28 protein-coding genes are annotated in these 25863 nt (G+C 64.3%); 14 read left to right on the forward strand and 14 right to left on the reverse strand.

The window, feature by feature from the left end; translation table 11 throughout:
• Positions 1-112: 112 nt before the first annotated feature.
• From MTP16_RS21105 to egtB, 4 genes are all read right to left on the reverse strand, one after another.
• A complete protein-coding gene (locus tag MTP16_RS21105) occupies positions 113-1489 on the reverse strand; it encodes an MATE family efflux transporter (RefSeq protein ID WP_243513504.1) in 1377 nt (458 codons plus the stop codon).
• Positions 1490-1701: 212 nt separating this feature from the next.
• Entirely contained in the window at positions 1702-2820 is a 1119-nt protein-coding gene (locus tag MTP16_RS21110; RefSeq protein ID WP_243513519.1) for a pyridoxal phosphate-dependent aminotransferase, read from the reverse strand.
• 49 nt (positions 2821-2869) lie between these two features.
• On the reverse strand, positions 2870-3862 hold the full coding sequence (gene egtD / locus MTP16_RS21115; RefSeq protein ID WP_243513521.1) for an L-histidine N(alpha)-methyltransferase: 993 nt from the start codon (positions 3860-3862) through the stop codon (positions 2870-2872).
• Between the two features lie 135 nt (positions 3863-3997).
• The gene (gene egtB / locus MTP16_RS21120; protein ID WP_243513522.1) at positions 3998-5296 is read right to left on the reverse strand and encodes an ergothioneine biosynthesis protein EgtB; all 1299 of its coding nucleotides are present in this window, start codon (positions 5294-5296) and stop codon (positions 3998-4000) included.
• A gap of 287 nt (positions 5297-5583) precedes the next feature.
• Between egtB and MTP16_RS21125 the strand changes: the two genes are divergently transcribed.
• The 4 genes from MTP16_RS21125 (at position 5584) to MTP16_RS21140 (ending at position 8731) form a co-directional block, all read left to right on the forward strand.
• Positions 5584-5841: a KGG domain-containing protein gene (locus MTP16_RS21125; RefSeq protein WP_243513523.1), complete on the forward strand. Its 258-nt coding sequence runs from the start codon at positions 5584-5586 to the stop codon at positions 5839-5841.
• A gap of 47 nt (positions 5842-5888) precedes the next feature.
• Complete coding sequence (locus tag MTP16_RS21130; RefSeq protein WP_243513524.1) at positions 5889-6959, forward strand: o-succinylbenzoate synthase; 1071 nt, start codon at positions 5889-5891, stop codon at positions 6957-6959.
• A 66-nt stretch (positions 6960-7025) separates the two neighbouring features.
• Positions 7026-8291: an aspartyl protease family protein gene (locus MTP16_RS21135; RefSeq protein WP_243513526.1), complete on the forward strand. Its 1266-nt coding sequence runs from the start codon at positions 7026-7028 to the stop codon at positions 8289-8291.
• 62 nt (positions 8292-8353) lie between these two features.
• Positions 8354-8731, forward strand: coding sequence for a DUF423 domain-containing protein (locus MTP16_RS21140; protein ID WP_243513528.1), 378 nt, complete (start codon positions 8354-8356; stop codon positions 8729-8731).
• Positions 8732-8819: 88 nt separating this feature from the next.
• Here the strand turns inward: MTP16_RS21140 and MTP16_RS21145 are convergent, their stop codons facing one another.
• From MTP16_RS21145 to MTP16_RS21160, 4 genes are all read right to left on the reverse strand, one after another.
• Positions 8820-9353 carry a DUF1573 domain-containing protein gene (locus MTP16_RS21145; RefSeq protein WP_317244078.1) on the reverse strand — a complete coding sequence of 178 codons (534 nt, stop codon included), beginning with the start codon at positions 9351-9353 and terminating at the stop codon, positions 8820-8822.
• 262 nt (positions 9354-9615) lie between these two features.
• The gene (locus MTP16_RS21150; RefSeq protein WP_243513531.1) at positions 9616-11046 is read right to left on the reverse strand and encodes an ATP-dependent DNA helicase; all 1431 of its coding nucleotides are present in this window, start codon (positions 11044-11046) and stop codon (positions 9616-9618) included.
• 63 nt (positions 11047-11109) lie between these two features.
• Complete coding sequence (locus MTP16_RS21155; RefSeq protein ID WP_243513535.1) at positions 11110-11616, reverse strand: hypothetical protein; 507 nt, start codon at positions 11614-11616, stop codon at positions 11110-11112.
• A gap of 30 nt (positions 11617-11646) precedes the next feature.
• Positions 11647-12084 carry a PaaI family thioesterase gene (locus MTP16_RS21160; RefSeq protein WP_243513537.1) on the reverse strand — a complete coding sequence of 146 codons (438 nt, stop codon included), beginning with the start codon at positions 12082-12084 and terminating at the stop codon, positions 11647-11649.
• 211 nt (positions 12085-12295) lie between these two features.
• Here MTP16_RS21160 and MTP16_RS21165 point away from each other — a divergent pair, with 211 nt between their 5' ends.
• From MTP16_RS21165 to coaD, 4 genes are all read left to right on the forward strand, one after another.
• Complete coding sequence (locus MTP16_RS21165) at positions 12296-12883, forward strand: DUF4126 domain-containing protein (RefSeq protein ID WP_243513539.1); 588 nt, start codon at positions 12296-12298, stop codon at positions 12881-12883.
• A gap of 103 nt (positions 12884-12986) precedes the next feature.
• Complete coding sequence (locus tag MTP16_RS21170) at positions 12987-13490, forward strand: NUDIX domain-containing protein (RefSeq protein WP_243513540.1); 504 nt, start codon at positions 12987-12989, stop codon at positions 13488-13490.
• A 133-nt stretch (positions 13491-13623) separates the two neighbouring features.
• Positions 13624-14493 (forward strand): DUF3822 family protein, encoded by an 870-nt coding sequence (locus MTP16_RS21175; RefSeq protein ID WP_243513541.1) that lies wholly within the window; start codon positions 13624-13626, stop codon positions 14491-14493.
• Positions 14494-14578: 85 nt separating this feature from the next.
• Complete coding sequence (coaD, locus tag MTP16_RS21180; protein ID WP_243513543.1) at positions 14579-15046, forward strand: pantetheine-phosphate adenylyltransferase; 468 nt, start codon at positions 14579-14581, stop codon at positions 15044-15046.
• A gap of 39 nt (positions 15047-15085) precedes the next feature.
• On the opposite strand, the gene MTP16_RS21185 is transcribed toward coaD, so the two are convergent.
• Both MTP16_RS21185 and MTP16_RS21190 read right to left on the reverse strand, forming a co-directional pair.
• Positions 15086-15580 carry a hypothetical protein gene (locus tag MTP16_RS21185; RefSeq protein WP_243513544.1) on the reverse strand — a complete coding sequence of 165 codons (495 nt, stop codon included), beginning with the start codon at positions 15578-15580 and terminating at the stop codon, positions 15086-15088.
• Between the two features lie 20 nt (positions 15581-15600).
• Entirely contained in the window at positions 15601-16305 is a 705-nt protein-coding gene (locus MTP16_RS21190) for an NUDIX hydrolase (protein ID WP_243513546.1), read from the reverse strand.
• 136 nt (positions 16306-16441) lie between these two features.
• On the opposite strand from MTP16_RS21190, the gene MTP16_RS21195 reads away from it, so the two are divergent.
• Positions 16442-16945 carry a metallophosphoesterase family protein gene (locus MTP16_RS21195; protein ID WP_243513548.1) on the forward strand — a complete coding sequence of 168 codons (504 nt, stop codon included), beginning with the start codon at positions 16442-16444 and terminating at the stop codon, positions 16943-16945.
• A gap of 316 nt (positions 16946-17261) precedes the next feature.
• On the opposite strand, the gene MTP16_RS21200 is transcribed toward MTP16_RS21195, so the two are convergent.
• Positions 17262-17714, reverse strand: coding sequence for a hypothetical protein (locus MTP16_RS21200; protein WP_243520130.1), 453 nt, complete (start codon positions 17712-17714; stop codon positions 17262-17264).
• Positions 17715-17736: 22 nt separating this feature from the next.
• Positions 17737-17895, reverse strand: a complete 159-nt coding sequence (locus tag MTP16_RS21205) for a hypothetical protein (protein ID WP_243513551.1) — start codon at positions 17893-17895, stop codon at positions 17737-17739.
• 144 nt (positions 17896-18039) lie between these two features.
• Here MTP16_RS21205 and MTP16_RS21210 point away from each other — a divergent pair, with 144 nt between their 5' ends.
• The 3 genes from MTP16_RS21210 to MTP16_RS21220 all read left to right on the forward strand — a co-directional run bounded on the left by MTP16_RS21210 (position 18040) and on the right by MTP16_RS21220 (position 20477).
• Positions 18040-19086 (forward strand): threonine aldolase family protein, encoded by a 1047-nt coding sequence (locus MTP16_RS21210; protein ID WP_243513555.1) that lies wholly within the window; start codon positions 18040-18042, stop codon positions 19084-19086.
• A 66-nt stretch (positions 19087-19152) separates the two neighbouring features.
• Positions 19153-19824: a metallophosphoesterase family protein gene (locus tag MTP16_RS21215; RefSeq protein ID WP_243513563.1), complete on the forward strand. Its 672-nt coding sequence runs from the start codon at positions 19153-19155 to the stop codon at positions 19822-19824.
• A 20-nt stretch (positions 19825-19844) separates the two neighbouring features.
• Positions 19845-20477 (forward strand): DNA-3-methyladenine glycosylase family protein, encoded by a 633-nt coding sequence (locus MTP16_RS21220; RefSeq protein WP_243513564.1) that lies wholly within the window; start codon positions 19845-19847, stop codon positions 20475-20477.
• A gap of 82 nt (positions 20478-20559) precedes the next feature.
• Here the strand turns inward: MTP16_RS21220 and MTP16_RS21225 are convergent, their stop codons facing one another.
• Positions 20560-21237, reverse strand: coding sequence for a 2'-5' RNA ligase family protein (locus MTP16_RS21225; protein WP_243513567.1), 678 nt, complete (start codon positions 21235-21237; stop codon positions 20560-20562).
• Entirely contained in the window at positions 21234-21797 is a 564-nt protein-coding gene (locus MTP16_RS21230) for a DUF1572 family protein (protein ID WP_243513570.1), read from the reverse strand. Before MTP16_RS21230 ends, MTP16_RS21225 begins: the two co-directional genes overlap by 4 nt.
• Positions 21798-21968: 171 nt before the next feature.
• Here MTP16_RS21230 and MTP16_RS21235 point away from each other — a divergent pair, with 171 nt between their 5' ends.
• Both MTP16_RS21235 and MTP16_RS21240 read left to right on the forward strand, forming a co-directional pair.
• A complete protein-coding gene (locus MTP16_RS21235; RefSeq protein ID WP_243513572.1) occupies positions 21969-24659 on the forward strand; it encodes a hypothetical protein in 2691 nt (896 codons plus the stop codon).
• A gap of 142 nt (positions 24660-24801) precedes the next feature.
• Positions 24802-25785, forward strand: a complete 984-nt coding sequence (locus tag MTP16_RS21240; RefSeq protein WP_243513573.1) for a T9SS type A sorting domain-containing protein — start codon at positions 24802-24804, stop codon at positions 25783-25785.
• The last annotated feature ends 78 nt before the right edge of the window (positions 25786-25863 follow it).

The following is a 25863-nucleotide window of genomic DNA, read 5'->3' on the forward strand; positions in this document are numbered from 1 at the left end:
GGAGTGCGTTCAACGATTCATTGCCACGCAAAAATGTGCAAAGCCGCTGCTCCCTCTTCTTTTCGGAGAGGGGGCCATGGGGTGAAGCGCAACATCTGGCAGAAATGCTTTCCTAATACACCCGCTCCGATTCCGGCGTCGGTACCACCGCTCCGGGCGCCGTTTCGCGGCGGAAGCGCAGCAGCAGCACCCCGGCCACGATGGTGAGCCCCAGCAATAGCCCCACCCACACGCCCGGCGCGCCCCAGTGCAGCCGGAAGCCCAGTACGTAGCCCAGCGGCAAGGCCACCGCCCAGTAAGCCAACAGCGCCACCACCGAGGGCACCTTCACGTCTTCAAGCCCCCGCAGGGCGCCCAGGCCCACCACCTGCAAGCCGTCCGACACCTGAAACAGGGCCGCGATGAGCAGCAGCGTGGCCGCCTGCGCCACCACGGCCGGGTCGTGGCTGTAGAGCAGCGGTGCCACTTGCCGCGTGGCCACAAACAGCAGCCCCATTGTGCCCATAAAGGCAAACGCCAGCCCGTAGGCCGCAAAGCCCGCCTGCCGCGCCTCGGCCAAGTGGCCGCTGCCCTGCAGGTTGCCCACCCGAATGGTGGCCGCTGCCGCAATGCCGCTGGCGGCCATGTAGGTGAACGAAGCCAGGTTGATGGCCACCTGATGGGCGGCCAGGGTGGTGGCGCCCAGCCAGCCTATCATGATGGCCGAGGCGGCGAACGCGCCCACCTCAAAAGCCATCTGCACGCCGATGGGCGCGCCCAGGTCGAAGAGGCGGCGCAGGGTGGCGGCATCGGGCAGCCAGCGGCCCACGGCGGCGCGGTATTCGTGCAGGCGCTGGGCCAGCAGCACGTAGCCGGCCATGAGCCCGGCCATGAGGATGCGCGCCGCCAGCGTGGCCCAGGCCGAGCCCATCAGCCCCATAGCCGGCGCCCCCCAGTGGCCAAACACGAGGGCGTAGCACAGGGCGGCGTTCACCACGTTGGCCAGCACCGACAGCCACATGGCCTGCCGCGTCAGCCCCAGCCCCTCGGCAAATTCGCGGAAGCCCTGGAACACCATCAGCGGCAGCAAGGACCAGCTGATGACCCGTACCCAGGGCGCGGCCATCGTCACCACTTCGGGCGACTGGCCCAAGTAGTGCAGCAGCGAAGGCACCACCTGCCCCACCCCCGCCAGCACCAGCCCGGCCAGCGTGCACAGCCACACCGAGGAAGCCAGCAGCCGGCCCAGGTCGGGCAGGTCGCGCCGGCCGTGGGCGGCGGCTACCAGCGGCACGCTGCCCATGCTCAGGCCAATGCCCAGTATCATCAGCACCGTGGTGCTGCTCACGCCCAGGCTCACGGCCGCCAGCGGCACCGTGCCCGTGCGCCCCACCAGCACCGAATCGACGAAGCTGACCGAGATGTGGCCCAGCTGCGACAGTACCACTGGGTAGGCCAGCAACACAGTAGGCCGCAGGTGCGGGCGGATATTTTCAAACGTCTTTCCCATAAATTTTAGCCTCGCAAAGGTACGGCGAGCGGTTCCGCACCGGTTCCGGGTGGTTCGGAACCGGCTCAGAGTGGTGTTGAACCGGTGGGGAGTGGTTCCGAACCGGTCACGAGTGGTTTCAAACCGGTGCATAGTGGTTCGGAACCGGTCGCAAGTGGTTCGGAACCGGTCTGGGGTGGATTGAAACTACTCCCAACCGGTTCCGAACCACTTTACCTCAATTGGGAAGCAAATAACTTCTGTAGCCGCGCCAGCGCTTCATGCAGCGCCGCTTCCTCCACAGCATAAGACAGCCGTACAAAGCCCGGCGCGCCGCAGGTGGCCCCGTCCACCACCTCCACCCCGGCCGCAGCCAGTCGCTGCACGAGTTGCGCTGAGGCTTCGGGCGCTGGCAATTCGGGAGCGAGCAAGCGGGTGAAATCGGCGAATGCGTAGTAAGTGCCTTCGGGGGCGACACTCTTAGGCGCGTCAGGCAGGGCGGCCAGTCCTTCGAATAGCCGCTGCCGGTTAGGTGCCAGCTGGGCGCACAGCGCGGCCCCGATTTCCTCGGCGTGGCGGGTGGCGGCCAGCGCCGCCATCTGGGCCGGCACCGGCACGGCCGCGCCGGTGGCAAACAGCCGGGCCGTCACCGCCTCGGCCAGCGCGGGCGGGGCCACCAGGCAGCCCACGCCCCACCCCGCCAGCGCCAGCGACTTCGAAAAGCCGCTCACTATCACGTGCCGCCCGCGCGGGTCGGGCAAGGCCAGCAAGGTGGGCAACGCCTCTGGCCCAAAGCTGATGCCCTCGTAAATCTCGTCGCTCAACACCCAAAGCTCCGGAAAGTCGGCCGTCACGGCCAGCAGGTCCGCCCATTCGGCCCGCGAATACACGCGCCCGGTCGGGTTGTTGGGGTTGCTGATGAGGAGCAGCCGGGTGGCCGGCGTGAGGGCGGCGCGTAGCGTGGCGGGCGTGAGGGCGTAGTTGTCGGCCGCTGCCAGCGGCAGGGTGCGGAGCGTGCCGCCGGCCCGGCGCACCAGCTCCCAAAAGCCAAACCAATTGGGCGTGGGCAGCAGCACCTCGTCGCCGGGCCGTAGCATCTCGCTGAGCAAGGCAAACAGGCCGGTTTTGGCTCCGTTGGTCACCACTACCTGCTCGGCACTGACGCTGGCCGCGCCGCGCTGGCGGTAGCGCTCCGCCAAAGCTTCGCGCAAGGCGGGCAGGCCCGCCGCCGGGCTCACGGCCAAGGGGCCCAGCTGCTGTTGGGCACCGGCTAGCACCTGCGTAGCCGCTGCCAACGCCACTTCGGGCACTGCAAAATTTCCGTAGCCAGAAGCCAGGCTGATGAGGTCCATGCTTTGAGTTATTTGAGTGAAGAGTTGGATGGCGTCTGTCATCCAACTCTTAACTCTTTACTCCTAACTCCTCTCTAGCCAGCACCACGTCGGCGAAATCGCCGGCCGCATCGGTGAAGGACGTTACCACCTGCAAGCCGACCTCAGCGGCCAGCGCTTCAATCTGGGGCATCGTGAACTTGAAGGAATTTTCGGTGTGAATGACCTCCCAGGCAGCGAAATCGACGGTTTCTTCCAAGGCGGCAAAGTGCACCTGCTGAGCCCGGGCACTCACCAGGAAGGAGCGCACGGCCCCGCTCAGCGGGCTGTAGTCGGTGTAGTGCTGCCAGTGGGCCAGGTCAAAATCGGCGCCCAGCTCGCGGTTGAGGCGGGTGAGCAGGTTCAGGTTGAACGCGGCCGTGACGCCCTGCGCGTCGTCGTAAGCCGCCCGGATGCGGCGCGGGTCTTTCTGCAGGTCGAAGCCGATGAGCAGGCGGTCGGCGGGGCCCAGCGGGGCGGCCAGCTGGCGCAGGAAATTCAGCCGCTCGCCCGGGCCGAAGTTGCCGACGTTGGAGCCCAGAAACAGCACGGCCTTAGTGCCCGCCCATGTGCGCAGCTGGGTGAGGGCCGTGGCGTAGTCTTCCACCACCGGCGCCACGCGCAGGGCGGGCAGCTCCCGGCGCAGCGTCTCGACCAGCCCTGTCATGGCGCCCGCCGAAATATCCACCGGCGCATACGTAAACGCGGCGTTGCCTTGCAGCAGCTCGCGCAGCAGCAGCTTGGTTTTGGTGCCGTCGCCCGCGCCCAGCTCCACCAGCGAGAAATCGGGGCTGCCGGCCGGGCTCAGGGCCGCCGCCAGCGCCGCGCCGTGCTGCTGGAAAATGGCCGCCTCGGCCCGCGTGGGGTAATATTCCGGCAAGTCCATGATTTGCTGGAACAAGCGGCTGCCCGCGTCGTCGTAGAAATACATCGACGACAACGTTTTGGGCGTTTTGCGCAGGCCGGCGGCCACGTGTTGGGCTAGCTCGCTTGCGGCCGGATTCAGGATGGATGGTTGGGACATAATCGGAACAGGTCATTCAAAACCCGTCATGCAGAGCGCAGCGAAGCATCTCGCGTGCTTAAGTAAACCAATCGATTGAATCACCATCGCAAGCGAGATGCTTCGCTGCGCTCTGCATGACGTTCTTACTGCAGCCTAGCGCGCCAGCCGGATGCCGGAAAACTGCCAGCGCTTGTCGGCATGAAAAAAATTGCGGTAGCTCACACGAATGTGGCTTTCGGGCGTGACGCAGGAGCCGCCGCGCAGCACCAGCTGGTTCACCATAAACTTGCCGTTGTACTCGCCCAGGGCCCCGGCGGCGCGCTCGTAGCCCGGGTAGGCGTGGTAGGCCGAGTAGGTCCACTCCCAGCATTCGCCCAGCAGCTGGTGGCACTGCGCGGGGTCGGCGTCGGCGGGCAGCGGCTGGGGGTCGAAGCGCTGGCTTTCCAGCCAAGTACCGCCGGCGGGCGTGGCGCCGAAGTGGCGGGCCGCCGTTTCCCATTCGGCCTCGGTGGGAAGGCGGGCTCCTGCCCAGTAGGCATAGGCGTCTGCCTCGTAGAAGCTGACGTGCGTGACGGGCGCGGCCGGGTTCACGGGCTGCAGGCCGTGGTGCGTGAAGCGGTACCAGGCGCCGTCGCGCTGCATCCAGTACAGCGGCGCTTCCCAGCCCTCGGCCTGGGCCAAATCCCAGCCCTCGCCCATCCAATAGCGGAAGTCGCGGTAGCCGCCGGCTTCCATGAAGGCCAGGTATTCGCCGTTGGTCACCAGCCGGTTTTGCAACTCAAATGGGGCCACCAGCACGTCGTGGGCCGCCAGCTCGTTATCAAAGCAAAATCCCTCTTCCTGAAACCCAATGCGGTAAATGCCGCCCGGCACGGGTAGCCAGGAAGCTGTTGATTCTGCAGGGGCTTTGGTTTCAACGCTTAACCCATTCAGGTACGCCGGTGCCAGCGGGCTGGTACTGAGGATGTATTTAATGTCGGTAGCCAGCAGTTCCTGGTGCTGCTGCTCGTGTTGCAGGCCCAGCTCCACCAGCTCATAGAACGCGGCAGGAAGGTCGTCGGCGTGGTTGAGCAGGGCGGCCATGGCCTCGTCGACGTGGGCGCGGTAGGCCAGCACGTCGGCCAGGGGCGGGCGCGAGAGCGTGCCCCGGTCGGCCCGGTTCACGCGCGAGCCCAGGGAGTTATAATAGGAGTTGAACAGGAAAGCGTAGTCGGGGTGAAAGAGCTGGTAGCCGGGGGCATACTCCTTCAGCAGAAACGTTTCCCAGAACCAGGTGGTGTGGGCCAGGTGCCACTTGGGCGGGCTCACGTCGAGCATGGGCTGCACCACCGTGTCTTCGGGCAGCAGCGGGGCGCACAGGGCCTGGCTTTGGGCGCGCACCGCCTGGTAGCGGGCCGGCCAGGGCGAAACGGCCGCACGGGGAGCAGCCAGGGAAGCAGGGGCTTGGGACATGATGGTGGGCCAGCCACTAAGGCCTGGCAGGGCACTAACCGGATTAGCACGCCAGAGGTTACGGTCCAGCTCCGGATATGTGTTTCTCCCGCTTGGCTTCTGAAAATGGCGTGCCGTCCCGAAAACCCGCAGAGCGCAACAATAACTACGTAGAAGCTCCTCAGTAAAAATTGGTATTTATGGTTCGAAACCTTGTAAATCACAACTTAAGCGAAAAATAGGGGTACGACTACCGCCGCTGCACATTACCATTGCACTCTGTTTAACCCTCTTTTTGAAAAACAAACATGGCTACTCAAACCACTTCCGCCGCTGGCGCCACTGCCACCAAACCCGCCACCCGCCCGGCTAACCGCGTGGGCACCAAAAGCCGCCGCGGCTTCGCGGCCATGAGCCCCGAGACCCAGCGCCGCATTGCCAGCGAGGGCGGAAAAGCCTCGCACGCTAGCGGCCGGGGCCACCGTTTCTCGGCCGAAGAAGCCCGCGACGCCGGCCGCAAAGGCGGCCTGGTAAGCCGTCGCGGCAAAGCTGCTTCGACCAAGTAAGCACTGTTCGCCAAGCGAAGACGAAGCATGCCGCGCATCTTTGCGCCATGCTTCGTCTTCGCTTTTCGCAGCGCGCGCTGCGCTTCAACTTCCCGGCCCGCACCTCGCGCGGGGCTCTGGCCGAGCACGTGGCCTGGTACCTGCACCTGACCCACGACGACGCGCCCGCCATCACGGGGTTGGGCGAAGCCGCGCCGCTGGCCGGCCTCAGTCCCGACTATGGGCCCGACTTCCCCGCCGCCGTTGCCCAGCTTTGCGCGCGGTTCAATGCCGGCGCATTGGCCACCTTCGCGGCGGCTGATGCGCCGGCATTTGTGGGTCTGGGCCTGCCCGCCCTCACCTTCGCCCTCGAAACGGCCGCCCTCGACCTGGCCCGCGGCGGCCGGCGCCAGCTCTACGCCAACGCTTTCAGCGAGGGCCGCGCCGCGCTGCCCATCAACGGGCTGGTGTGGATGGGCGACGCCCCTTTCATGCGCGAGCAGATTCGGCAGAAGCTGGCGGCCGGGTATTCGTGCCTGAAGCTGAAAATCGGCAGCCTCGACTTCGCCACCGAGTTAGCGCTGCTGACCGAAATCCGCGCCGCCGCCGGCCCCGAACGCCTGGTGCTGCGTGTCGACGCCAACGGCGCCTTCGCCCCGGCCGAGGCGCCGGCCAAGCTGGCGCAGTTGGCGGCGTTTCACATTCATTCCATCGAACAGCCCCTGGCCGCTGGCCAGACTGCGGCCATGGCGGAACTGTGCCGCACCTCGCTCCTGCCTATTGCCCTCGACGAGGAGCTGATTGGGGTGACCGAGCCGGCCCGGCAAGTTGCGCTGCTCGATGAAATCCGGCCGGCCTACATCGTGCTCAAGCCCACACTGCTGGGCGGGCACGCCGCCACGCGCCGCTGGATTGCGCTGGCCGAGGCGCGCGGCATCGGCTGGTGGATTACCTCGGCCCTGGAATCGAACGTGGGCCTCAACGCCGTGGCCCAGCTCACGGGCGAGTACGACGTGCGGGGCTTTGCGCAGGGCCTGGGCACGGGCCAGCTCTACCACAACAATGTGGAAGCCCCTCTGCACGTGGGCGGCGGCGCGCTGCGCTACGACCCGGCCGGCGCCTGGGAGCTGCCCGCCTGAAGCAGCTCGGGCGGAAAAGGCGCGGCTGTTCGCTAATTTACCGGCCCGCTCTTCCCGCTTCCCGCCATGTTTGTTTCGCGCCTTGTGTGGTTGCTGCTATTCCTGCTTTGGGGCGGGGAAATGCAGCCGGCTGCGCGGGCGCAGGCCGCTTCGACTGAGGCGCCGTTTCGGCTTCGGAACACGCGGCACCCCCGGGCGCGCGTGCCGGTCCAGTTGCAGCGCAATCTGCTGATTGTGAAGTGCCTGCTGAACGGCGCCGGTCCTTACAATTTTTTGCTTGATACGGGCGTCAGCACCACCCTCATCACCTCGCCTGCCCTGGCCGATTCGCTGCACCTGCGGCACGGCGAGCGGTTCCGGATAGTGGGCGCGGGCGGCGCCGACAGCGGCCTGCTGGCTTACCAGGCCGACAGCGTGCGCCTGACACTGGGCGGCGTGGAGGCCGCGCACCTCAGCCCGCTGGTGCTCGAAGCAGACGCGCTCAATCTCTCGGGCTACGTAGGCATGCCCATCCACGGCATCCTGGGGTCGGAGCTGTTTCGCAGCTTTGTGGTGGCGCTGCGGCCCGAGGAGTCGTTCATGGTGCTCCACGACCCGGCCACCTTTCAGGCGCCCCGGGGCCGGCAATGGTCGAGCCTGCCCATTTCGCTGGAAAAAGGCAAGGCTTACTTTCAGGCCCCGGTGCAGCTCAGCGACTCGCTCACCCTCCCCCTGAAACTGGTGCTCGACACCGGCGCCAGCCACGCCCTCTCGCTCGAAACCGACTCGGACCCGCGCCTGGCGTTGCCGCCCCGCCGCCTGGCGGCCGAGCTGGGCCAGGGCCTCACCGGCACGGTGCGCGGCTACCTGGGCCGGGTGGGGGCGCTGCACCTGGGCCGCTACCGGCTGCGCTCGGTGCTCACCTCCTACCCCGACGGGGCCGACGTGCACCGCCGCGCCGACGTGCCCCGCAACGGCAACGTGGGCTACGAGCTGCTCAAGCGCTTTTCGCTGGTCATCGACTACCCGCACCAGCGCCTGCTGCTGCGGCCCAATGCGCACCTGTCCGAGCCCTTCGAACACGACATGTGCGGCCTCGACCTGCTAGCCTTCAGCCCCGACTACCGCCGCTACCTGGTGCTGAGCGTGGCCCCCGGCTCGCCGGCCCACCAGGCGGGCGTGGAGCTCGACGAAGAACTGCTCAGCATCAACTTATTGCCGGCCAGCGCTTTCACCCTCACCCAGCTCAGCCGGATGCTGCGGTCCGAAGACGGCCGAGCGGTGTACCTAGTGCTGCGCCGGCCCAACGGCGACCTGCACACCGTGACGTTGCGCCTGAAGCGGCAAATCTGAGGTCGACCGGCAGCGCCGGGCGTACCTTCGCGGCAGTTTTCGCTTTCAACTTTTTGCTGTTTATGACTGCTCGACTTCTGCTTCAGCTCGCCGCCGTGTTCGGCGGCCTGGGCGTGGCCATTGGGGCCTTCGGGGCCCACGCCCTGCACGACACGCTGGTGAAAGCCGGCCGCGTCGACACCTTCGAAACTGCCGTGCGCTACCAGTTCTTTCACGTGCTGGCGCTGCTGGCCATTGGTGTGCTGTGGGCCGCCCGGCCCGAGCTGCGCGGCCTGGGCACCACCGGCTGGCTGTGGCTGGGCGGCATCGTGGTGTTCAGCGGCTCGCTCTACGGCATCTGCTTCACGGGCATCACCAAGCTGGGCGCAGTGGCGCCGCTGGGCGGTTTGCTGTTTCTGGCTGGCTGGGTAAGCCTGATACTGGCCGTTCGCGAGCTGTAGGACCCACAACCTATGTGCTAAGCCAACAAAAAAGGCGGCTCGCTTGCGCGGGCCGCCTTTTTAGCGTTAGAGCAGAAGCCAGAAAAGCTTACTTGGTTTTCACTTTCACTTTGGCGTCGCCCACTTTCTCTTTGGTTTTCTTGCCGTCCGTCTTCACTTTGGCGTCGCCGGCGGCTGTGGTCGTGGTCATGGCGGGGGCGGCGTTGGCCGTGGCCGAGGCCTCTTTCACTTCGCCTACCAGCGACACGGTGGTGCTGCCAGCAGCGGCGTTCGACTCAATGGTCAGCACTTTGTTCTGCATACCCATTTTGCCGGCCGAGTTGAAGTGGGCCGAGATGGTGCCGGTCTTGCCGGGGGCTACGGGCTCTTTGGTCCACTCGGGGGTGGTGCAGCCGCAGCTCACGCCGATGTTGGAAATGATGAGGGGCGCGGTGCCGGTGTTGCGGAACTTGAAGGTGTGGTCAACCACGCCGCCTTGCACCACCGAGCCGAAGTCGTATTTCGACTCTTCGAAGGTGATGGCGGGGCCGGCCGTAGCGGCTGCTTTCGTGGACGTGGCCTGGGCTTGGGCGGTGTAAGCGGCAGCGGTCAGGCTCAGGGCGAGGAGCAAGGTTTTTTTCATGGAGCGGAAAGCTTAAAAAGAATTGAAGGAGTTGGGGTTTAGCAAATTTAACGGTTTCGCCGCCACTGGCAAATTTACGGCCAAACTTGGCAACGAACCCTGAAGATACCGTGAAGTACCCGAAACCCGCGCCCCGGGAATTTCATTCCATGCCCCGCCTGGCACGAGTACCCCGAAGCTCCGCTTCGGCCCGTTGAACGATGCGGCCGTGAGCCGAAGCGGAGCTTCGGGGTACTCGTGCCATACGGCCCACAACGCCTGCTCAGTCCTCTTCCACGGGGTCGCTAATCAGCTTCTGCTGAAAATTGAGCAAGAACAGCCGCTCCGACGCTCGCGTAATGGCCGTGTAGAGCCAGCGCGCAAACTCGCCCGCCAGCGGCTCGTCGGGCTTCAAAAAGCCGTGGTCGACGAACACGGCCTGCCACTGCCCGCCCTGCGCCTTATGGCAGGTGAGGGCGTAGGCAAACTTGATTTGCAGGGCGTTGAGGTAGGGGTCTTTGCGCATTTCCTTGTACCGCTCGGCCTTGGTGGTAAGGTGGGCGTAGTCCTCGCTCACGGCCAGATACAGGGCGTTATTGCGGTCGGAGGGCAGGGCCGGGCTTTCGGTGTGCAGCGTGTCGAGCAGCAGCTTCACTTCAATTTCGGGCTCGTCGGGGTAGTCCACCAAGCGCACCAGCGCCTGGGCAAAGTGAAAGCCGTACACCTCCTCGCGCCGCACCACCTTCCTGATTTCCAGGAAGTCGCCGTTGGCCAGGAAACCGATTTCGGAGTCCTTCGGCAGCCAGAAGTAATTGTTGCGCACCACCATCAGGTAGTCGCCGCCCTCAATCTCCTCCTCGGCATCGAACAAGGCCCGCCGGATGAGCTGGTTGTACTGGTTGGCGTTGCGGTTCGAGCGGCAGATGATGGTGGTGTTTTCGTGGCCGAACTGGCGGTAGGCCCAGCGCAGACCGTCCTCCAGCTTGTCGCCGCCCATTTTGAACATGTCGCGGAAACCATTGGTATGCAGCTGAATATTGGGCGTTTCCGCGCGCAGCTCCTCGCGCAGCTCGGTGGCATTCACCAGAATGCCCGACTGCTGGGCCTGGCGCATCACCTGGCGCAGCTCCACGCTGCCCACCGTGGCCCGGAAACGGTGCGCCAGCAGTTCCGGGTCGAGGGCCGGGCTCAGGAGCTGGCCCACCGGCGGCAGCTGCGCCGTATCGCCGATGAGCAGCAGCTTGTTGCTGGTTTTCTCGAACACGAAGCCCATCAGGTCATCCAGCAAGCCGTTTTCGCCGAAGGCTTTTTCGTCCGAAATCATCGAGGCTTCGTCCACGATGTAGAGGGTTTGCTCGGTGCGGTTGGGTTGGCGCTGAAAGTTGAGCCGTTCGGACGGGGCGCCCGAGGTCTGACGGTAGATTTTCTTGTGAATGGTGCTGGCCGCTACGCCCGCGTAGCCCGCCATCACCTTGGCGGCGCGGCCGGTGGGCGCTAGCAGGGTGTACTTGCGCTGCAGCTTGTGCAGCCACTGCACTAGGGCACTTACCACGGTGGTTTTGCCGGTGCCGGCGTAGCCGCGCAGCACAAAAATCTTACGCCCCGGCAGCTGGTCTTTCAAAAACGCGTCGAGCTGCGTGAACAGCAGGGCCTGGTCTTCGGTGGGTTCGTAGGGGAAATAGTCGCGGACGGACGGGGTGCGGAGGGAGAGCATTATTACAGTTTCAACAATATCAAATTAGGCACGCTGCTGCTTTCACGCTGCTGCTTTATAAAGTCAATCTGCGTCATAAACGTGCTTATTCCACAGCCGGAATCCTTGAAGCAGGATGCGACGCAGCACCTTGCGCTCCTGACGGGGCCACACTACCGGGCCCCAGGGATGTCCTGGCCGTCGCCATATCCCGGCGGTCACATACAATAGCTCAAACACCCGGTTGCGAACGGGAGACTTCGTATCGCCATCGAAGGGCTTTCCGGCGCTCTGGCTCACATCAGTAAAGATGTTCCAGGCTTCCAGTGAAGCGGCAGGCGGCATTTTTTCAGGGTTGTCCATCCAGGAAGCCACCGCATCGAAGTCAAGAAGTTTCGGCGGTTCAGCGTTAAGCGAAAGGTGCTGCTTTTTTGCCAGTTCAACGATTTTTTCGCTACTCCTAAACGCGGGCACAAGCTGATTATCAGAAGTCCAGAAAGAATCTTTTTCCTCCAAGCCTTCTCTCCAAAGCAAGTACATATCCTTGCGCTTATATCGTGCCCAAAAAATGTAGTAATTAAACTTGCTCATACCCAGCGCTCAGAGGTGGAGATTCAATTATCAACTGGGCTCAATCACCGCCATTGTGGCACTGGCCTTGGCAATCAGCAGGTCGTCGCACCACACTTCGGCCTCGCAAAAATGCAGGCGGCGCCCGGCTTTCAACACCCAGCCGATGGCTTTTAATTTCTGGCCGAAGCCGGGGTGCAGATAGGAAACTCTCAAATCGGCGGTCACCACCCCAAAATTGTCGGGCACGAGCGTGACGGCCGCAAAGCCGGCCACCAAATCGGCCAGCGTGGCGATGAGGCCGCCGTGGGCGAAGCCGCGCTGCTGCTGGTGCTGCTCGGCCAGAGTTAGCTCGGCCTCGATGCGGCCGGGGGCGATGGCCGTGAGGTCGGCCCCAATCAGGTGCATGAAGCGCTGCCCGGTGAGCTTGCGGCGGATGCGCGCTTCAAGGTCGGGGGTAGCAGCGGTTTCGGGGGTATTTGCAGACACGAAAAGTCGGTTAAGTTTGCTTAAATAAAGAAGCCGATAGTTCATTCATCAGCTTTGTACTGATTTGTACTCTGCACCAGGCGCTAGAACTTTCGAGAACTAAAAAGCTACTTCTAGAGGCCTTAAATCCTCATTCTTGGGCGGAAATCCAAAGGTACTGGCTGCGGACGGGCTGGGAGTTTCTTCTTTCATTTTTTCCTTCCCAAACTCTATGGAACAGCTACCGGCAATGCAATACCTAATGGCGGGCGCGCTGGGGCTGGGCCTGGCGGCATGCAGCGGGTTTCGGGTGTTTGTGCCGCTGCTGGCGGCCAGCCTCTGCTACCATTTCGGCTACCTCGCGCCGGCGGCAGGGTTTGCGTGGCTGGGTAGCTGGGCGGCGCTGCTCACGCTGGGCACGGCCACGCTGGTCGAAATCGCGGGCTACTACATTCCGGTGGTCGACCACGTTCTCGACACGCTCACCACGCCGGCCTCGTTTGTAGCCGGCACCATCCTCATGACGTCGGCCCTCCCCCACCTCGACCCCACCGTGCGCTGGACGCTGGGCGTTCTGGTGGGCGGCGGCACAGCCGGCCTGGTCCAAACCGCGACGGCCCTGTTGCGGGGCGCCTCCACCGCCACCACCGCCGGCCTGGCCAACCCCGTGCTGGCCACGGCCGAAAACACGTTGGCCATTGGCGGCGTGGCGCTCACGCTGCTGTTGCCGCTGCTCGCGGCCGCTCTGGTGCTGCTTCTGGTGGTGTATGTGCTGAGCCGCCTGCGCCGCTGGCGGGCCCGGCGGCGGGCCAACGGCTGAGTTTTTCTTTTCCCGTCAATTCTTAAAACAAACCCCGTCGCTCCGCGTTTGCCATGCACGCTTCTCTCATCCGGTTGAAAACATTCTCGCTACTTGTTGCTGCATGACCAATCCAACCACTATCGATTCCGAGGCCTTATTGGCGGCCTATTCGGGCAAAGTGCGGGTGCGCGTCGGCGGCCTGCTCCTGCGCGACGGAGCCCTGCTGCTGGCGGCGCACCGGGGCCTGCTGCCGGAGGGTGCCTCGTTCTGGTCGCCGCCGGGGGGCGGGTGGCAGTTTGGCGAAAGCATTCGGGCGGCGCTCGCCCGCGAGTTTTTGGAGGAAACGGGCCTGAATGTGCAGGTGGGCCGCTTTTTGCACCTGCACGAATTCAGCACCGACAAGCTACAGGCCCTGGAGCTGTTTTTTGAAGTCATCGCCGACGATGCCGCGCAGCCCCGGCTCGGCCACGACCCCGAGCACGCGTCTCACCAGCAGTTGCTCACCGAGCTGGCCTGGCATACACCGCGCCAGCTGCTGCAGCTGCCCCCAAACCAAGTGCACCCCGTGTTGCAGCACCTGCTCAGCCCCGACGACGTGTTCGTGCCGCAGCAGCGCTTCGCTTGAGTTAGCGTAGAACCGGCCTTCGTGCTGAGCGTTACCAAGGACCTCTGCCACGCTCCGAACGAAGACTGGTTGCGCACATCTTTCCTTTCTCATCGGGCGAAGCGTTATCTTCGGGCATTTTCGCGCCGAATTCGTGTCCGTTTCCACTGCTTCAACTGCTTCTGCATCCGCCGCCAACTCTTCGTTGCGTTTGCGCGACGAGACGTTTGACGCCGCCACGCTGGGGGCCTACAATCTGTATTTGCTGGCCAGCCCCACGCGCCTGCAGCTAGCGGTGGCCGATGTGGAGCGCAATAAATTCGTAGCCCTGGAAGAGCAAGCGTTGCCAACGGGTGGCCTGCCCGCGCTGGCCGCGCAGCACGATTTTCTGGGCCAGCGGGGCTGGAACGCCGTGCGCTTGGCCATCACGGGCCGCGCCTTCACCCTGCTGCCGGCGCCCTTGTTTCGGGCCGGCGACGAAGAAGCGGCCCTGCGCCTGCACCATTTTCTCACGCCCTTCGAAACCGTGCGCCACACCACCCACCCCGGCCTGGAGCTGGTGAACGTGTTTGCGGCCGACGCGGCCGTTGCCAACTGGCTGGGCACTACGCATGGCGCCAGCGGCCGCCTTTTGCACCACACCAGCGCCCTGCTGGCCGGTTTGGTGCACCAGCGCGGCGCCGCGTCGCCCCGCCGCCTCTACCTCAACCCCGGCCCGCAGGAGCTTACCCTGGTGGTGCTGGGCCAGCACCTGGAGTACTGCAACGTTTTTTCCACCTCCACGGCCGAGGACGTGGTGTACTACACCATCTTGGTGATGCAGGAACTGGGCCTCAATCCCGACGAGGACGAGGTGACGGTGTGGGGCGAGCTCACGCCCGATTCGGCCATTTTCAGCCTGCTGCGCACCTATGTGCGGCAGGTGCGCTTCGGCCCCCGCCCCGGCAACGTGCAGTACAGCTACCGGCTCAACGACGTGTTCGAGTACCGTTATTTTGACTTGTTCAGCCTGCACTTTGCGTAAATAATGTTGAGTTTTAAGGGTTGAGTATTGAATTTGAACATCTTCTCAACTCAACATTCAACTCTCAAAACTCAACGCTTATACCATGCCCCGCATCGCCATTTTCCCCGGCTCTTTCGACCCCTTCACCAACGGGCACCTCGACATTGTGCGCCGCGGGGCGGAGCTGTTTGATGAGGTTATCGTGGCCATTGGCACCAATAGCAGCAAGCAGCGCTACGTGCCCATCGAGCAGATGCTGGCCCTGCTCGGCGAGGTGTTTCAGAACGAGCCGCGGGTGTCGGTGCGCACGTTTCGGGGGCTCACGGCGGAGTTCGCCCGCGAGGCAGGGGCCCGCTTCCTGCTGCGCGGGCTGCGCAATAGCATTGATTTTGAGTACGAAAAACCCATTGCCTACGGCAACCAGCACGTCAACCCCGGGCTGGAAACGGTGTTCCTGCTGACCGCGCCGGACCTGGGCGCCATCAGCAGCACCATCATCCGCGACATTCACCGCTACGGCGGCAACGTAGACGCCTTTTTGCCCTTCACCCTGCCGCCAGTAGCTTCCTGATAGCAGGAGCCAAGTAGGCTGTTGGGCTTTTGGTTTCAACTATTGATTGAGCGCCAGCGCCAGCACCCGCAGCCCCATGAGTTGGCTGGGCTGGCTGGCCTGAAACACGGGCAGCACCAGATAGTGGTCGGCGCCCAGCTGCAGGTGGGCGCGGCGCATGAGTTCTTCTTCGTTGCTGCCCAGCAGCAGCAGGTCGTTTACGCGGCGGGTGCGGTAATCGTAGGCCACCACCAGCGCTAGGCCGCCGCGCCGGAACATCGCCATCGAGTCGATGGGGCCCCGGCGCTGCGAGAGCGGGTCCAGCGTGGGGTCGACGAAGCCAGGCGGCACGGGCTGCCACGGCCCCACCCGCTGGTTCAGCTCATCGAACGAGAGGGCAAGCAGGGCCGGCACATCGAGGCTGGGCGCGGCCCTGTCCGGGGCGGCCGGGCGGGCAGTGTGCTCCCGCACTTGCTCGCGCCCGCCCGAGCAGGCGCCCACGCTCAGAGCCGTTGCCGCCAACACCACTCCTGCTCCTGTCAGTATCGGTCGCATAGACCGCAATATACTATTATTTATTTACCAGCCGCGGGGGCTGCCTTGGCGGGCTTGCCGGCCATTTCGCTCAGGTAGTGCCGCACCACCAGCGCAATGGAAGCATAGGAATCTTCCAGCTTGGCCAGGGCCTCCTGGGGCGACATCCAGCGCACTTCCTCAATGTACTCCTCGGTCTGCGGCTTCATCAGGCTGTCGTCGAGGCACTTCATCAGGTACCAGCTGGTTTTTTTCAGCATCTTGTTGCCCTTGTAGGCGTAGCTGTGCCAGGTGCTGGGCAGTTCCTCGCCCAATTCGAGCTTGATGTTGGTTTCCTCCTCCACTTCGCGCAGGGCGCCGGCGGCCGTGTCCTCGTCGCTCTTGAGCTTGCCCTTGGGCAGGTCCCACTTGCCAAGGCGGTAAATCATCAGCACCTGGTCGCCTTTCACCACCAGCCCGCCGCCGGCTTTGGCAATTTTGAACTGGTCTTTGAGGTGCAGGATGACGTGCTTCTTCTTTTTGACCAGCATGGTGAGCGACTTCAGCTTTTTGAGCTTTTTCACTTCCATCAGGCGCAGCAGGCGGTCGATGAACAGGGGGCCGGCGTCTTTCACGAGCACATCGCCCACCAGGTCCTTCGACGTGAATTCGTCGTCGGGGCTCAGGATGAGGTCGAACTTGTGCTTGTATACTTTTTCGCTGAGCTTTTTGATAACCAGCGGTATGTCGTTGATGAAAATATTCATCGGGAAAAGCGGCTTGAGGAAACGATAACGGGCAACGGGGCCGCCGAAATCAAGGAAGATTGAGAAAATAAGCTTTGGGCAGCGGCCGCAAGATACGGGGCCGGACCGATTTGGCGGCGGGCCCCATCTTTGCGGCATGACACGCATCGGCCTGCTTTCCGACACCCACGGCTACCTCGACGAACGAATCGCGCATCATCTGCGCGGCTGCGACGAAATCTGGCACGCCGGCGATTTCGGCGACGCCCGCGTGGTGGACGAACTGCAGGCCCTGGCGCCGCGCTTCCGGGGCGTGTACGGCAATATCGACGGCACGGACGTGCGCCGCACCCAGCCGCTGGTGCAAGATTTTGAGGTTGAGGGCCTTCGTGTGCTCATCACGCACATCGGCGGCTACCCGGGGCACTACGCGCCAGCCGCCCGGCCCCTGCTGGCCGAGGTTCGGCCGGGCCTATTCGTCACCGGCCACTCGCACATTCTGCGGGTGATGCCCGATAAAAAGCTGGGCCTGCTCCACCTCAACCCCGGCGCGGCCGGGCGCCACGGCTTCCACCAGGTGCGCACGCTGCTGCGCTTCGGCATCGAAGCGGGGAAGGTGGTCGATTTGCAGGCGGTGGAGTTGGGGAAACGGGCCAGTTGAGGCGGATACGCCGGCTGGGGCCGTTTGTCATTGCGAGGCCGCAGGCCGTGGCAATCCGTCCTGTTCTCAGCGACTACCCTTCTAACGTGACAAACCAATTAAAAAGCCTCGGCATTACGCAGTGCCGGGGCTTTCTGGTAAAAGACAGCGTCTGGTTTTGACAGGACGGATTGCCGCGTTCCGCTACGCTCCACTCGCAATGACAGACCGAACCAGCCGACCACAGGCAGCGAAACCGACAAGCCCCGCCATCTGTGAAACAGATAACGGGGCTTGCTACAATCTTAAACTACTGGCGCGAGGCCGCAGCGGCTGCTTACAGCGCGATTTCGGGCTTGGGGTGCTCGCCTTCCTGGCCGTCTTCGTTCACGGGCTTGGTCACGGCTTCGGCGTCGTCGAAAGCGTTGGCGTTGGCGGCGGTTTTGTCGCCGGCCACCACTTCTTTCACTTTGTCAACGGCGTCGCTCACCAGGTGCGAAGCTTTCTCTACCACTTCGGAGTGCGAAACGGCGTCAGCTACGTCGGCAGCCACTTCTTTCACCTTGTCAACGGCGGCGCTGGCGGCGTGCTTCACCGTGTCCAGGAGGCTACCGGTTTCGGCTTTAGCTTCGGCCGAGGCCGGGGCAGCGGTGCTGAAGCGCGACTTCAGCTCTTCCAAATCCACGTTCTTCAGCACGGGCGTGCGAAGCAGGTTTTTGATGATGTTCTGCTTGTTGTTGGCACGGGCAATGTTCTTGCGGTGCTTGCGCTTCAGACGGGTAACGGACATGGCGGTTGGCGAAAAGGAGAATTTATTCGGTGATGGCAACGGCGCTAAAGCGCGACTTCAGCTCCTCGAGGTCCACATTTTTGAGGACGGGCGTGCGGAGCAGGTTTTTGATGATGTTTTGCTTGTTGTTGGCGCGGGCAATGTTTTTGCGGTGCTTGCGCTTCAGACGGGTAACGGACATGGCCGGAAAAAAATCTAGGTCTTACGAAATGGAGGGCAAAAGTACGCAGCTGGGCTGGGAAGTGCAAGCCTGCCAGGCTTTTTCTGGCCGACAGGTGCCTTTGCTCGGCGCGACGGGACCGCCGGCGCGCTAATTTTGCCTGCTATGACGACTTCCGCTTCCCTTTCCGTGATTGACCTGCGCTCCGATACCGTGACGCGGCCCACGCCCGCCATGCTGGCCGCCATGATGGCCGCCCCCGTGGGCGACGACGTGTACGACGAAGACCCCACCGTGCGCCGCCTCGAGGAAATGGCCGCCGCCCGCTTCGGCCTCGAAGCCGGCCTGTTCTGCCCCTCGGGCACCATGACCAACCAGATTGCCATCAAGGCCCACACCGAGCCGCTGAGCGAGGTGATTTGCGAGCAAACCTCCCACATCTACCTCTGGGAAGTGGGCGGCATTGCGTTTCACTCCGGCGCGAGCGTGGCGCTGCTGCCGGGCCAGCGGGGCCGCGTCACGGCGGCGCAAGTGGAGGCCGCCATTCGGCCTGAAAACATTCACTACCCCACCACCCGCCTCATCAGCCTCGAAAACACCCACAACCGCGGCGGCGGCACCTGCTACGCGCTGGAGGACCTGCGGGCCATCAGCGACGTGGCGCGGCGGCACGGCATTGCGCGGCACCTGGACGGAGCCCGCGTTTTCAATGCTCTGGTGGCCACGGGCCAGCGTAGCGAGGACTACGGGCAGCTGTTCGACTCCATTTCGGTGTGTTTGAGCAAGGGGCTGGGCACGCCGGTGGGCTCGGTGCTGCTGGGCTCGGCGGCTTTTGTGAAGAAGTGCAAGCGCATCCGCAAGGTGATGGGCGGGGGCTGGCGGCAGGCCGGCTACCTGGCCGCGGCGGGCATTTATGCGCTGGAAAACAACGTGGAGCGCCTGGCCGACGACCACCGCCGCGCCGCCCGCCTGGCTAACGTGCTCGGCCAGCAGCCCTACGTGGCCGAGGTGCTGACCCCGGAAACCAACCTCGTTATTTTCCGGCTTGCCGACGCCATGCCGGCAGCCGACTTCCTGGCCACCTTGGAGCAGCAAGGCATCCGGGCCAGCAGCTTTGGGCCGCAGTGGATACGCTTCGTGACGCACCTCGACGTGGACGACGACGGCATCGCCCGCGTGGAAGCGGCGCTGGCTTCGCTGCGAAACGACTAACGGCCCAGCGCGGAAGAAAGCGCGCCGAGCCGGACCCTTCAGCGCTTTTTCAACGTTAGCCAGGCTATGAATTTGTTCATCATCGGCGACGTGCATGGCTGCTTCCACACGCTTCAGGAATTGCTGAGGCGCTGGGACCCGGCCACCGACCACCTCATTCAGGTGGGCGACCTGGTGGACCGTGGCGCCCACATTCCGGCTACTGTGGAACTGGCCCGCGAGCTCAACGAAAAATACCCCGAAACGACGACCTTCCTCATGGGCAACCACGAGGACGCGCTGTTGCACCATTTTGGGCCCGATGGACCTTACCCGGGCTGGCTCAAGTGGGGCGGCCGTAGCACAACCGACCAGTACCATACCCGCGCCGGGCTGCTGGCCCGGCACCTGCCTTGGCTGATGGAACGGCCCCTGCTCTGGCAGAACGAGCACGTGCTGGTGAGCCACGCCGGCATCAGCACCTCTCCGTTGGCCTACGACCGCGACAGCTCCGACGGCCTGCTCTGGACGCGCGGCCCGCTCCGGCGGCTCGACCACCAATTGCAGGTGGTGGGCCACACGCCGATGGAAAAGGGCGAGCCCGTGCTCGACAAGACTTCCAACACCTTGTACACCGACACGGGCGCGGTGTTTGGCGGTAACCTCACCGGCCTGCGCCTCTCCCCCACCGGCCAGGTGCTGGACATTGCGCTGATTCCGGTTTTTCCGCAGGACCTGCTCGAAAAGCCGCGTTTTTAACCTCTACTCCCGATTTAGTGATGCTCAACCAAGCTGCCATCGAACACCTGAGCGCCGCCGACCCCTTATTGGGTGGCCTCATTGCCAAGGGCCGCGAAATCCACCCCCGGCCCCACGAAGACCTGTACCTGTCGCTGCTGCGCGCCATTGTCAGCCAGCAGATTTCGACCAAGGCGGCGGCGGCCATCTGGAAGCGGTTTCAGGCGCTGTTTCCGCCCGAGGGCTACCCCGAGCCGCGCGAAGTGCTGGCCCTGACTGAGGACGAGCTGCGCGCCGTGGGCCTCTCGCGCCAGAAAGCCGGCTACCTCAAGGCCATTGCTGAATACAACGAGCGGGGCCTGCTCGACTACGAGCACCTCACCAGCCTTTCGGAAGAAGCTTTCACGCAGCACCTTACCGCCATCAAAGGCGTGGGCCGCTGGACGGCCCAGATGCTGCAAATGTTTGCCCTCGACCAGCCCGACGTATTTTCCGAAGGCGACCTGGGCGTACAGAACGCCATGCGCCGCCTTTACGGCCTCGAGGAAACTGGCCGCGCCCTCCAAAAGCGCATGCTCGCCATTGCCGAAGCCTGGCGTCCATATCGCACGCTGGCTTGCAAGTACCTGTGGCAGAGCCTCGACCAAGGCACGCAGATTCCACCGACGGTGTAAGACTTTGTTATAAAAAAACGCCTGTCATCCTTCGTCTCTGCTCTCGCAGAGTACTCAGGATGACAGGCCTTGCTGGGCAACTCTACCCCAGCACCTTTTCGCCCATTTTAAACACTTCTTCCTTCACAAACAGCTCGCCTTCCTGCCGCAGGATGGTGATGTTGTCGATGATGATTTTGAGGTTGTAGGTTTCCTGATTGAGGTAGGCTAGGACGGGGCCTAAAAGGTCGACGGTGGTGTCGTGCAGCGCCAGGGAGATGTGCGGCAGCCAGCAGTCGGGGCCGCTGAACTTGTCGGTGCGCAGGCACAGCGGCGCGGTGGCCGCCCGGATGCGCTGGTGCAGGGCGTTGAGGGCATCGGAGCGCAGCACGGGGATGTAGATGACCGGCCGCTCGCCCGGAAACACGCCCAGGCCGGTGGTGAAGGCCGGAAACGGCTCGGTGGACGTGGCCACGTCGGCCAGCACCTCTTTCAACGATTCCAGCTTGCGCACGCCGGCCAGCTGGTAGGTCAGGTGCGGGTCGAGGGTGGCCTGCACGTCGTCGAGGCCAAACTTCTCTTCCAGGCTTTTGATGATGTTGTTGATGCGCAGCGCGTGCGGCGGGCTAAGCAGGGAAGTGATGGCGAGCATGGGGCTGTCGGGTTCGTTTTCGGCTTTGGGCTGGGGCTCTTCGGCAACTTTGCGGCGGAGCAGCGCGGGGTAGACCGGCGCCGGTTGCACGTGCTCGGCGCGCAGCTTGCCGTGGGGGTTTAAACTCATGAAGTGGTTTTTTGGGCCATTTGTTGGTTGAATTGCTCGCTCTGGCCGCGCGGAATGCTGAGCGACGGGAAAGCCTCGCCGCGCAGCTGCTTGGCCAGTTGTACGAGCTGGCCGCTGTGATAGGCGTAATGCGCCACCTGGCGCTGCACGGCGGCCAGCACGGTGTGGGCCTCGCCGCGAATGGTGACGGTGCTGAGCAAGTCGGCCGGCTGCAGCGTGTCGAGCAGTTCGAAGAGTACGCGCCAGGCGGCTTTCCATTCCTCCTGCAAGGGCGCGATGGCCGCGACGGTAGCGGGCTCTTCAAATTCCTGGTCGCGCCGACGGGAGGGCTTTTCGCCGTCGGAGGTCAGAAAATCGGTGAAACGCGAGCGTAGGTTGCCGGCCATGTGCTGCACAATGACGGCGGCCGAATTGCTGCCAGGCGCCGGGCGGTGCAGCCACTCGGCCTCGCTGAGTTGGGCCAGGGCACGGTCGGCCAGATTTTTATACATCTGAAAGCTGTGCCGGAAGGAGGCCAGCAGCGCGACGCCCACGGCGTCGGGAGCAGAAGGAGTAGGCATAAGCCAAATGTACGGGCTGGGGCTAAGCCCGGCCGACAATTTTTCCTTCGCGCCAGGCCTTCGCCGGCTCGCTGGTCGGCAAAACCCACTTCTCCATCGACACACTGCTTCCGGGGCCTAACCCCGGCCGGTTGTTTTCGCGTTACGAGATTTCCGCTTCGCTTTTGCCCCGTGCCCGACACCTTTCTGCCTGCCAATACTTCCTCACCCGCTTCGGCCCCGCCTCCGGAGCCGGGGGGTCGTCATCGTTGGGTGTGGTGGTTGCTGGGCGTTTGCGGGCTGTTGCTTGGGTTGGCGCTGGTGGTGCAGCACTTCCTCGACCCCTGGCTGCGGCGGCAACTGGAGAAGCAGGTGCTCACCCAAACCCACGGCCAGTACCGTCTGCACGTCAACGAGCTGGAAACCAGTATTTGGCAGCGCGCCATCCGGCTGCGCGGTCTGCGCCTGCGTCCCGCCGCCCAGGTGTCCGACACCCTGCCCCGCCTGCGCCTCGACGCGGCCGAGCTGCACGTCACCGGCGTCGGCCTGCTGGCGCTGCTGCACAAGGGCGTGGTGCCGGTCGACAGCGCTGTGCTCGATTCCGTGCGCCTCGACGTGCTGGCCCTGCCCACCAAGCCCACCCGCCGCGCCGGCCGGCCCCTGCACCAGCAGCTGCCGCTGGGGCTGAAAGGGCTGGACATCAACTACGCCGGCCTGCAGCGTGCACAAATCAACTACCTGCCCGACAGCGCCCAAACCACCGCCCGCCTGCGCCGCGCCGACCTCAGCGCCCGCCACCTGCTCCTGAGCCCCGCCGGCGCGGCCGACACGCAGCGCCTGGGCTACGCCGCCGGCTGGCACCTGCGCTTGCAGCAGAGCCAGGCGCGGGCGCAGGGCCACGCGCTGGCCCTGGCCAAACTGGATTTTTCGACAAGCGCGAAGCGGCTGCAGCTCGACTCAGCGCACCTACAGCCTACCAACCCAGTTTCTTCCCGCTCGCCGCGCCTGGCCCTCGCGCTGCCCCGGCTGCTGCTCACCGGGCTGGATGCAGCGCGTTTGCAGCACACGCACCGGCTTCGGGTCGATTCGCTGCTGGTGCAAGGCCCCCACCTTACCCTGACGCCCGCTCAATCAACAACGCCTGACCCAGCCGCCCGGGCGAATTTCATAAGGAGCGTGGAGGTAGCGCAGCTGGTTGTGCGGAATGGATACCTACACGTAGCCGGCACGCCGGAAAACCCTATTATCCGGCAAATGGAGGTTGCGGCCACCGCCATTCGATACGATTCGGCCGCGGCACCCGATGCGCGCAGCGTACTTTTTGCCAAGAGCTGGAACGTGGCCCTGGGCCGCAGCCAGGCCACGCTGGCCGCGCATCCCGTCAGCGTGGGCAGCTTGCGCTTATCGACCGCCGCCGGCACTTTCGATTTGCGCGCGCTGCGCGTGCGGCAGCCCGCCCCCGGACAGGGCAAGCCCGACGGCGCCCGCTTCGACGTGACACTGCCGCACCTGACGCTCAGCGGGTTTGACGCGGCGCAGTTGCAGCATCATCGTCATTTCAAGGCCCGCCGGCTGGAGCTGAGCGGGGCCAAGGCGCTGTTTATTCCGCCAGCCCAGCCGCCGCCCCCGCTGTGGCAGCTGCTGAGCAAGGCGGCCCGGCGCTCCGACCTGGCCGAGCTGCGCGTGCGCAACACCGAAATCCGCATCGGCCGCTGGCGGCACTCGCCCCACATCCGCCAGCTCAACCTGACGGGCCGCAGCATTCGCATCGACCAGCCTTCGGACGACGCGCCCAACCGCATTGCCTACGCCCTGGGCTGGCAAGGGCAGTCGGGCCGGCTGTCGGCCCCCTTCGACAGTCCCTTTTACTTTGCCAGCAGCGAGCGGGTGAAGGTCGACACCGACGCGCGCCTGCTGCGTTTCGAGGACATGCGCCTCAAGCCCCGCTACTCCCCCGTGGGCATGAACCTGCGCAAGGGCTACCAGGCCCCGGCCGTCACCATCAAGGTGCCCTCGCTCACGCTCACGGGGCTCGACTACCCCAACCTGGTGAACCACGGCGACTTCCGCATTGCGCGGGCCGTGGCCCAGCGCCCCCACGTGCTGATTGCCTCCGACGGCCGCGGGCCCATCAACCCCAACCTCTCCAAAATCTCGCCCGAGGAGATGCGCCACTTGAAGGTGACCGTCGACGTGCGCCGGCTCGACTTCGTGAACGGCAGCCTCTACACCACCTACCGCAGCCCGCGCACGCCAATCATCGGCAAGCTGAACATCAGCCGCTTCAACGGCAGCTTCTTCAACCTGAGCAACGACCGGCGCCGCATGACGCCCGCCACGCCCCTCACCGGCCGGGCCAGCACCTACCTGCAGGGCCAGTGCCGCCTCGACGCGCAAATTTCGGCCTACCTGCTCGACCCCAAGGGCCGGCACCGGGTATGGGGCACCTTCGGGCCGAGCCCTTTTGCCATCATCAACTCCATGACCGTGCCCACCCGGCTGGTGCAGTTCAAGAAGGGCGAGGTGCAGGGCATTCGCTTCGCGCTGCAGGCCGACCGCCAGGGCGTAACCGGCACCATGACTACCCGCTACACTGGCCTGCAAATGCAGCTGCTAGGCTATAAGGAAGAGGAAATTAAGAAGACTTTCTTCAAGCGCATTATCTCTAAAGCGGCCAACGTCCTCGTCATCCGCGACCAGAACCCGCGCAAGCGCGACAAACTGATTTCGGGTGAAATGACCAGCAAGCGCGAACCGCGCTTTTCGGTGTTCACGCTCTGGCGGCAGGGCGTGGTGAGCGGCTTGTTCAACAACGTGGGCGTGCCGCAGAAGCTGGCCCAGAAGCTAAGCGAAAGCGCCGACGAAGCGCCGCTGCCAAAATAAAATGGGGGCTGCACAATCAGCGCCCTGGTGTCATCGCCCCGGTGAGTCAGTTTTTCTAAAAAAAGCTTAAACGATTAATTGGCCCAGCATTCTTCTCTATATTTGACTCATCCCCTTTTTCACCCCATTTCGCTTTCCATTTATGCGCAACACCTTTACTTCTTTCCGCACCCTGGCACTTCTAACGCTGGGGTTGGGCACCCTGCCAGCCGCCCATGCCGCGCTGATACCCGTGGCCGTGACCGGCTACAACGCCGACGTGGTGGCCAACGGCGCCGGCACCGTCACCTCCTCAACCACCGACGACGTGGACGGCGGGGCGGTGGGCAACCGCTTCAATTTCATGGCGCCGACGTTCGTGAACCCAACCGGCGCGGCGCCCACCACGTCGTTGCCAGCCAACGGCCTCTTTACCAGCGCCACCACGGCCGGCCTTACGTTTCAGCTCGCCCCTTATGCGGCCAACAACTCGCTGCGCATCAACGGCGTGGGCACGGGCACGTTGACTTTCCCCACCACGCAGCTGGCCGCTACCGAGGTGTACTTGCTGGCCACCTCCGGCAACGGGGCCAGCGCCTTCACGGCCACGGTTAACTTTGCCGATGGCACCTCGCAGATATTCACGAATCTTTCGGCGGCCGACTGGTTCTCGGGCACCACCAACATCGCCCTGCGCGGCTTTGGCCGGGTGGGCCGCGACAACAACGTCATCCAGAACAGCACCACCGACCCGCGCCTGTATGAATTCCGCTTGGCGCTGGTGGCCGCCAACGCCAGCAAGGTTATCCAAAGCGTGAGCATCGCCAAATCCTCCACCACCGGCACCCTCAACGTGATGGGGGTCAGCATTAATTCCACCGTTACGGCTGCGCTGTCGGCCCGGGAGGCCCTGGCCGTGAACGCCTACCCCAACCCCACGGCCGACCGCCTCACCGTGCAGGCGCCCGCCGAGGCCAGCCCGGCCGCCACCGTGCAGCTGCTCGACCACACCGGCCGCATCCTGCAAGCCGCGCCCGTGCGCAACCGCGAAGTCCGCTTCGACCTCGGCAGCCTGGCCGCCGGCCTCTACCTGGCCCGCTACCAGGACGGCGACCGCACCCGCACCCTGAAAGTGGTGAAACAATAAACCAAGCCGTTTTTCCACGAATTGCTCTTCCCCGCAGCTCCGGCTGCGGGGATTTTTTGTGGGCCGTGCGTCGTTTAA

The organism is Hymenobacter monticola (assembly GCF_022811645.1).
In the GTDB taxonomy this organism is placed as follows: domain Bacteria; phylum Bacteroidota; class Bacteroidia; order Cytophagales; family Hymenobacteraceae; genus Hymenobacter; species Hymenobacter monticola.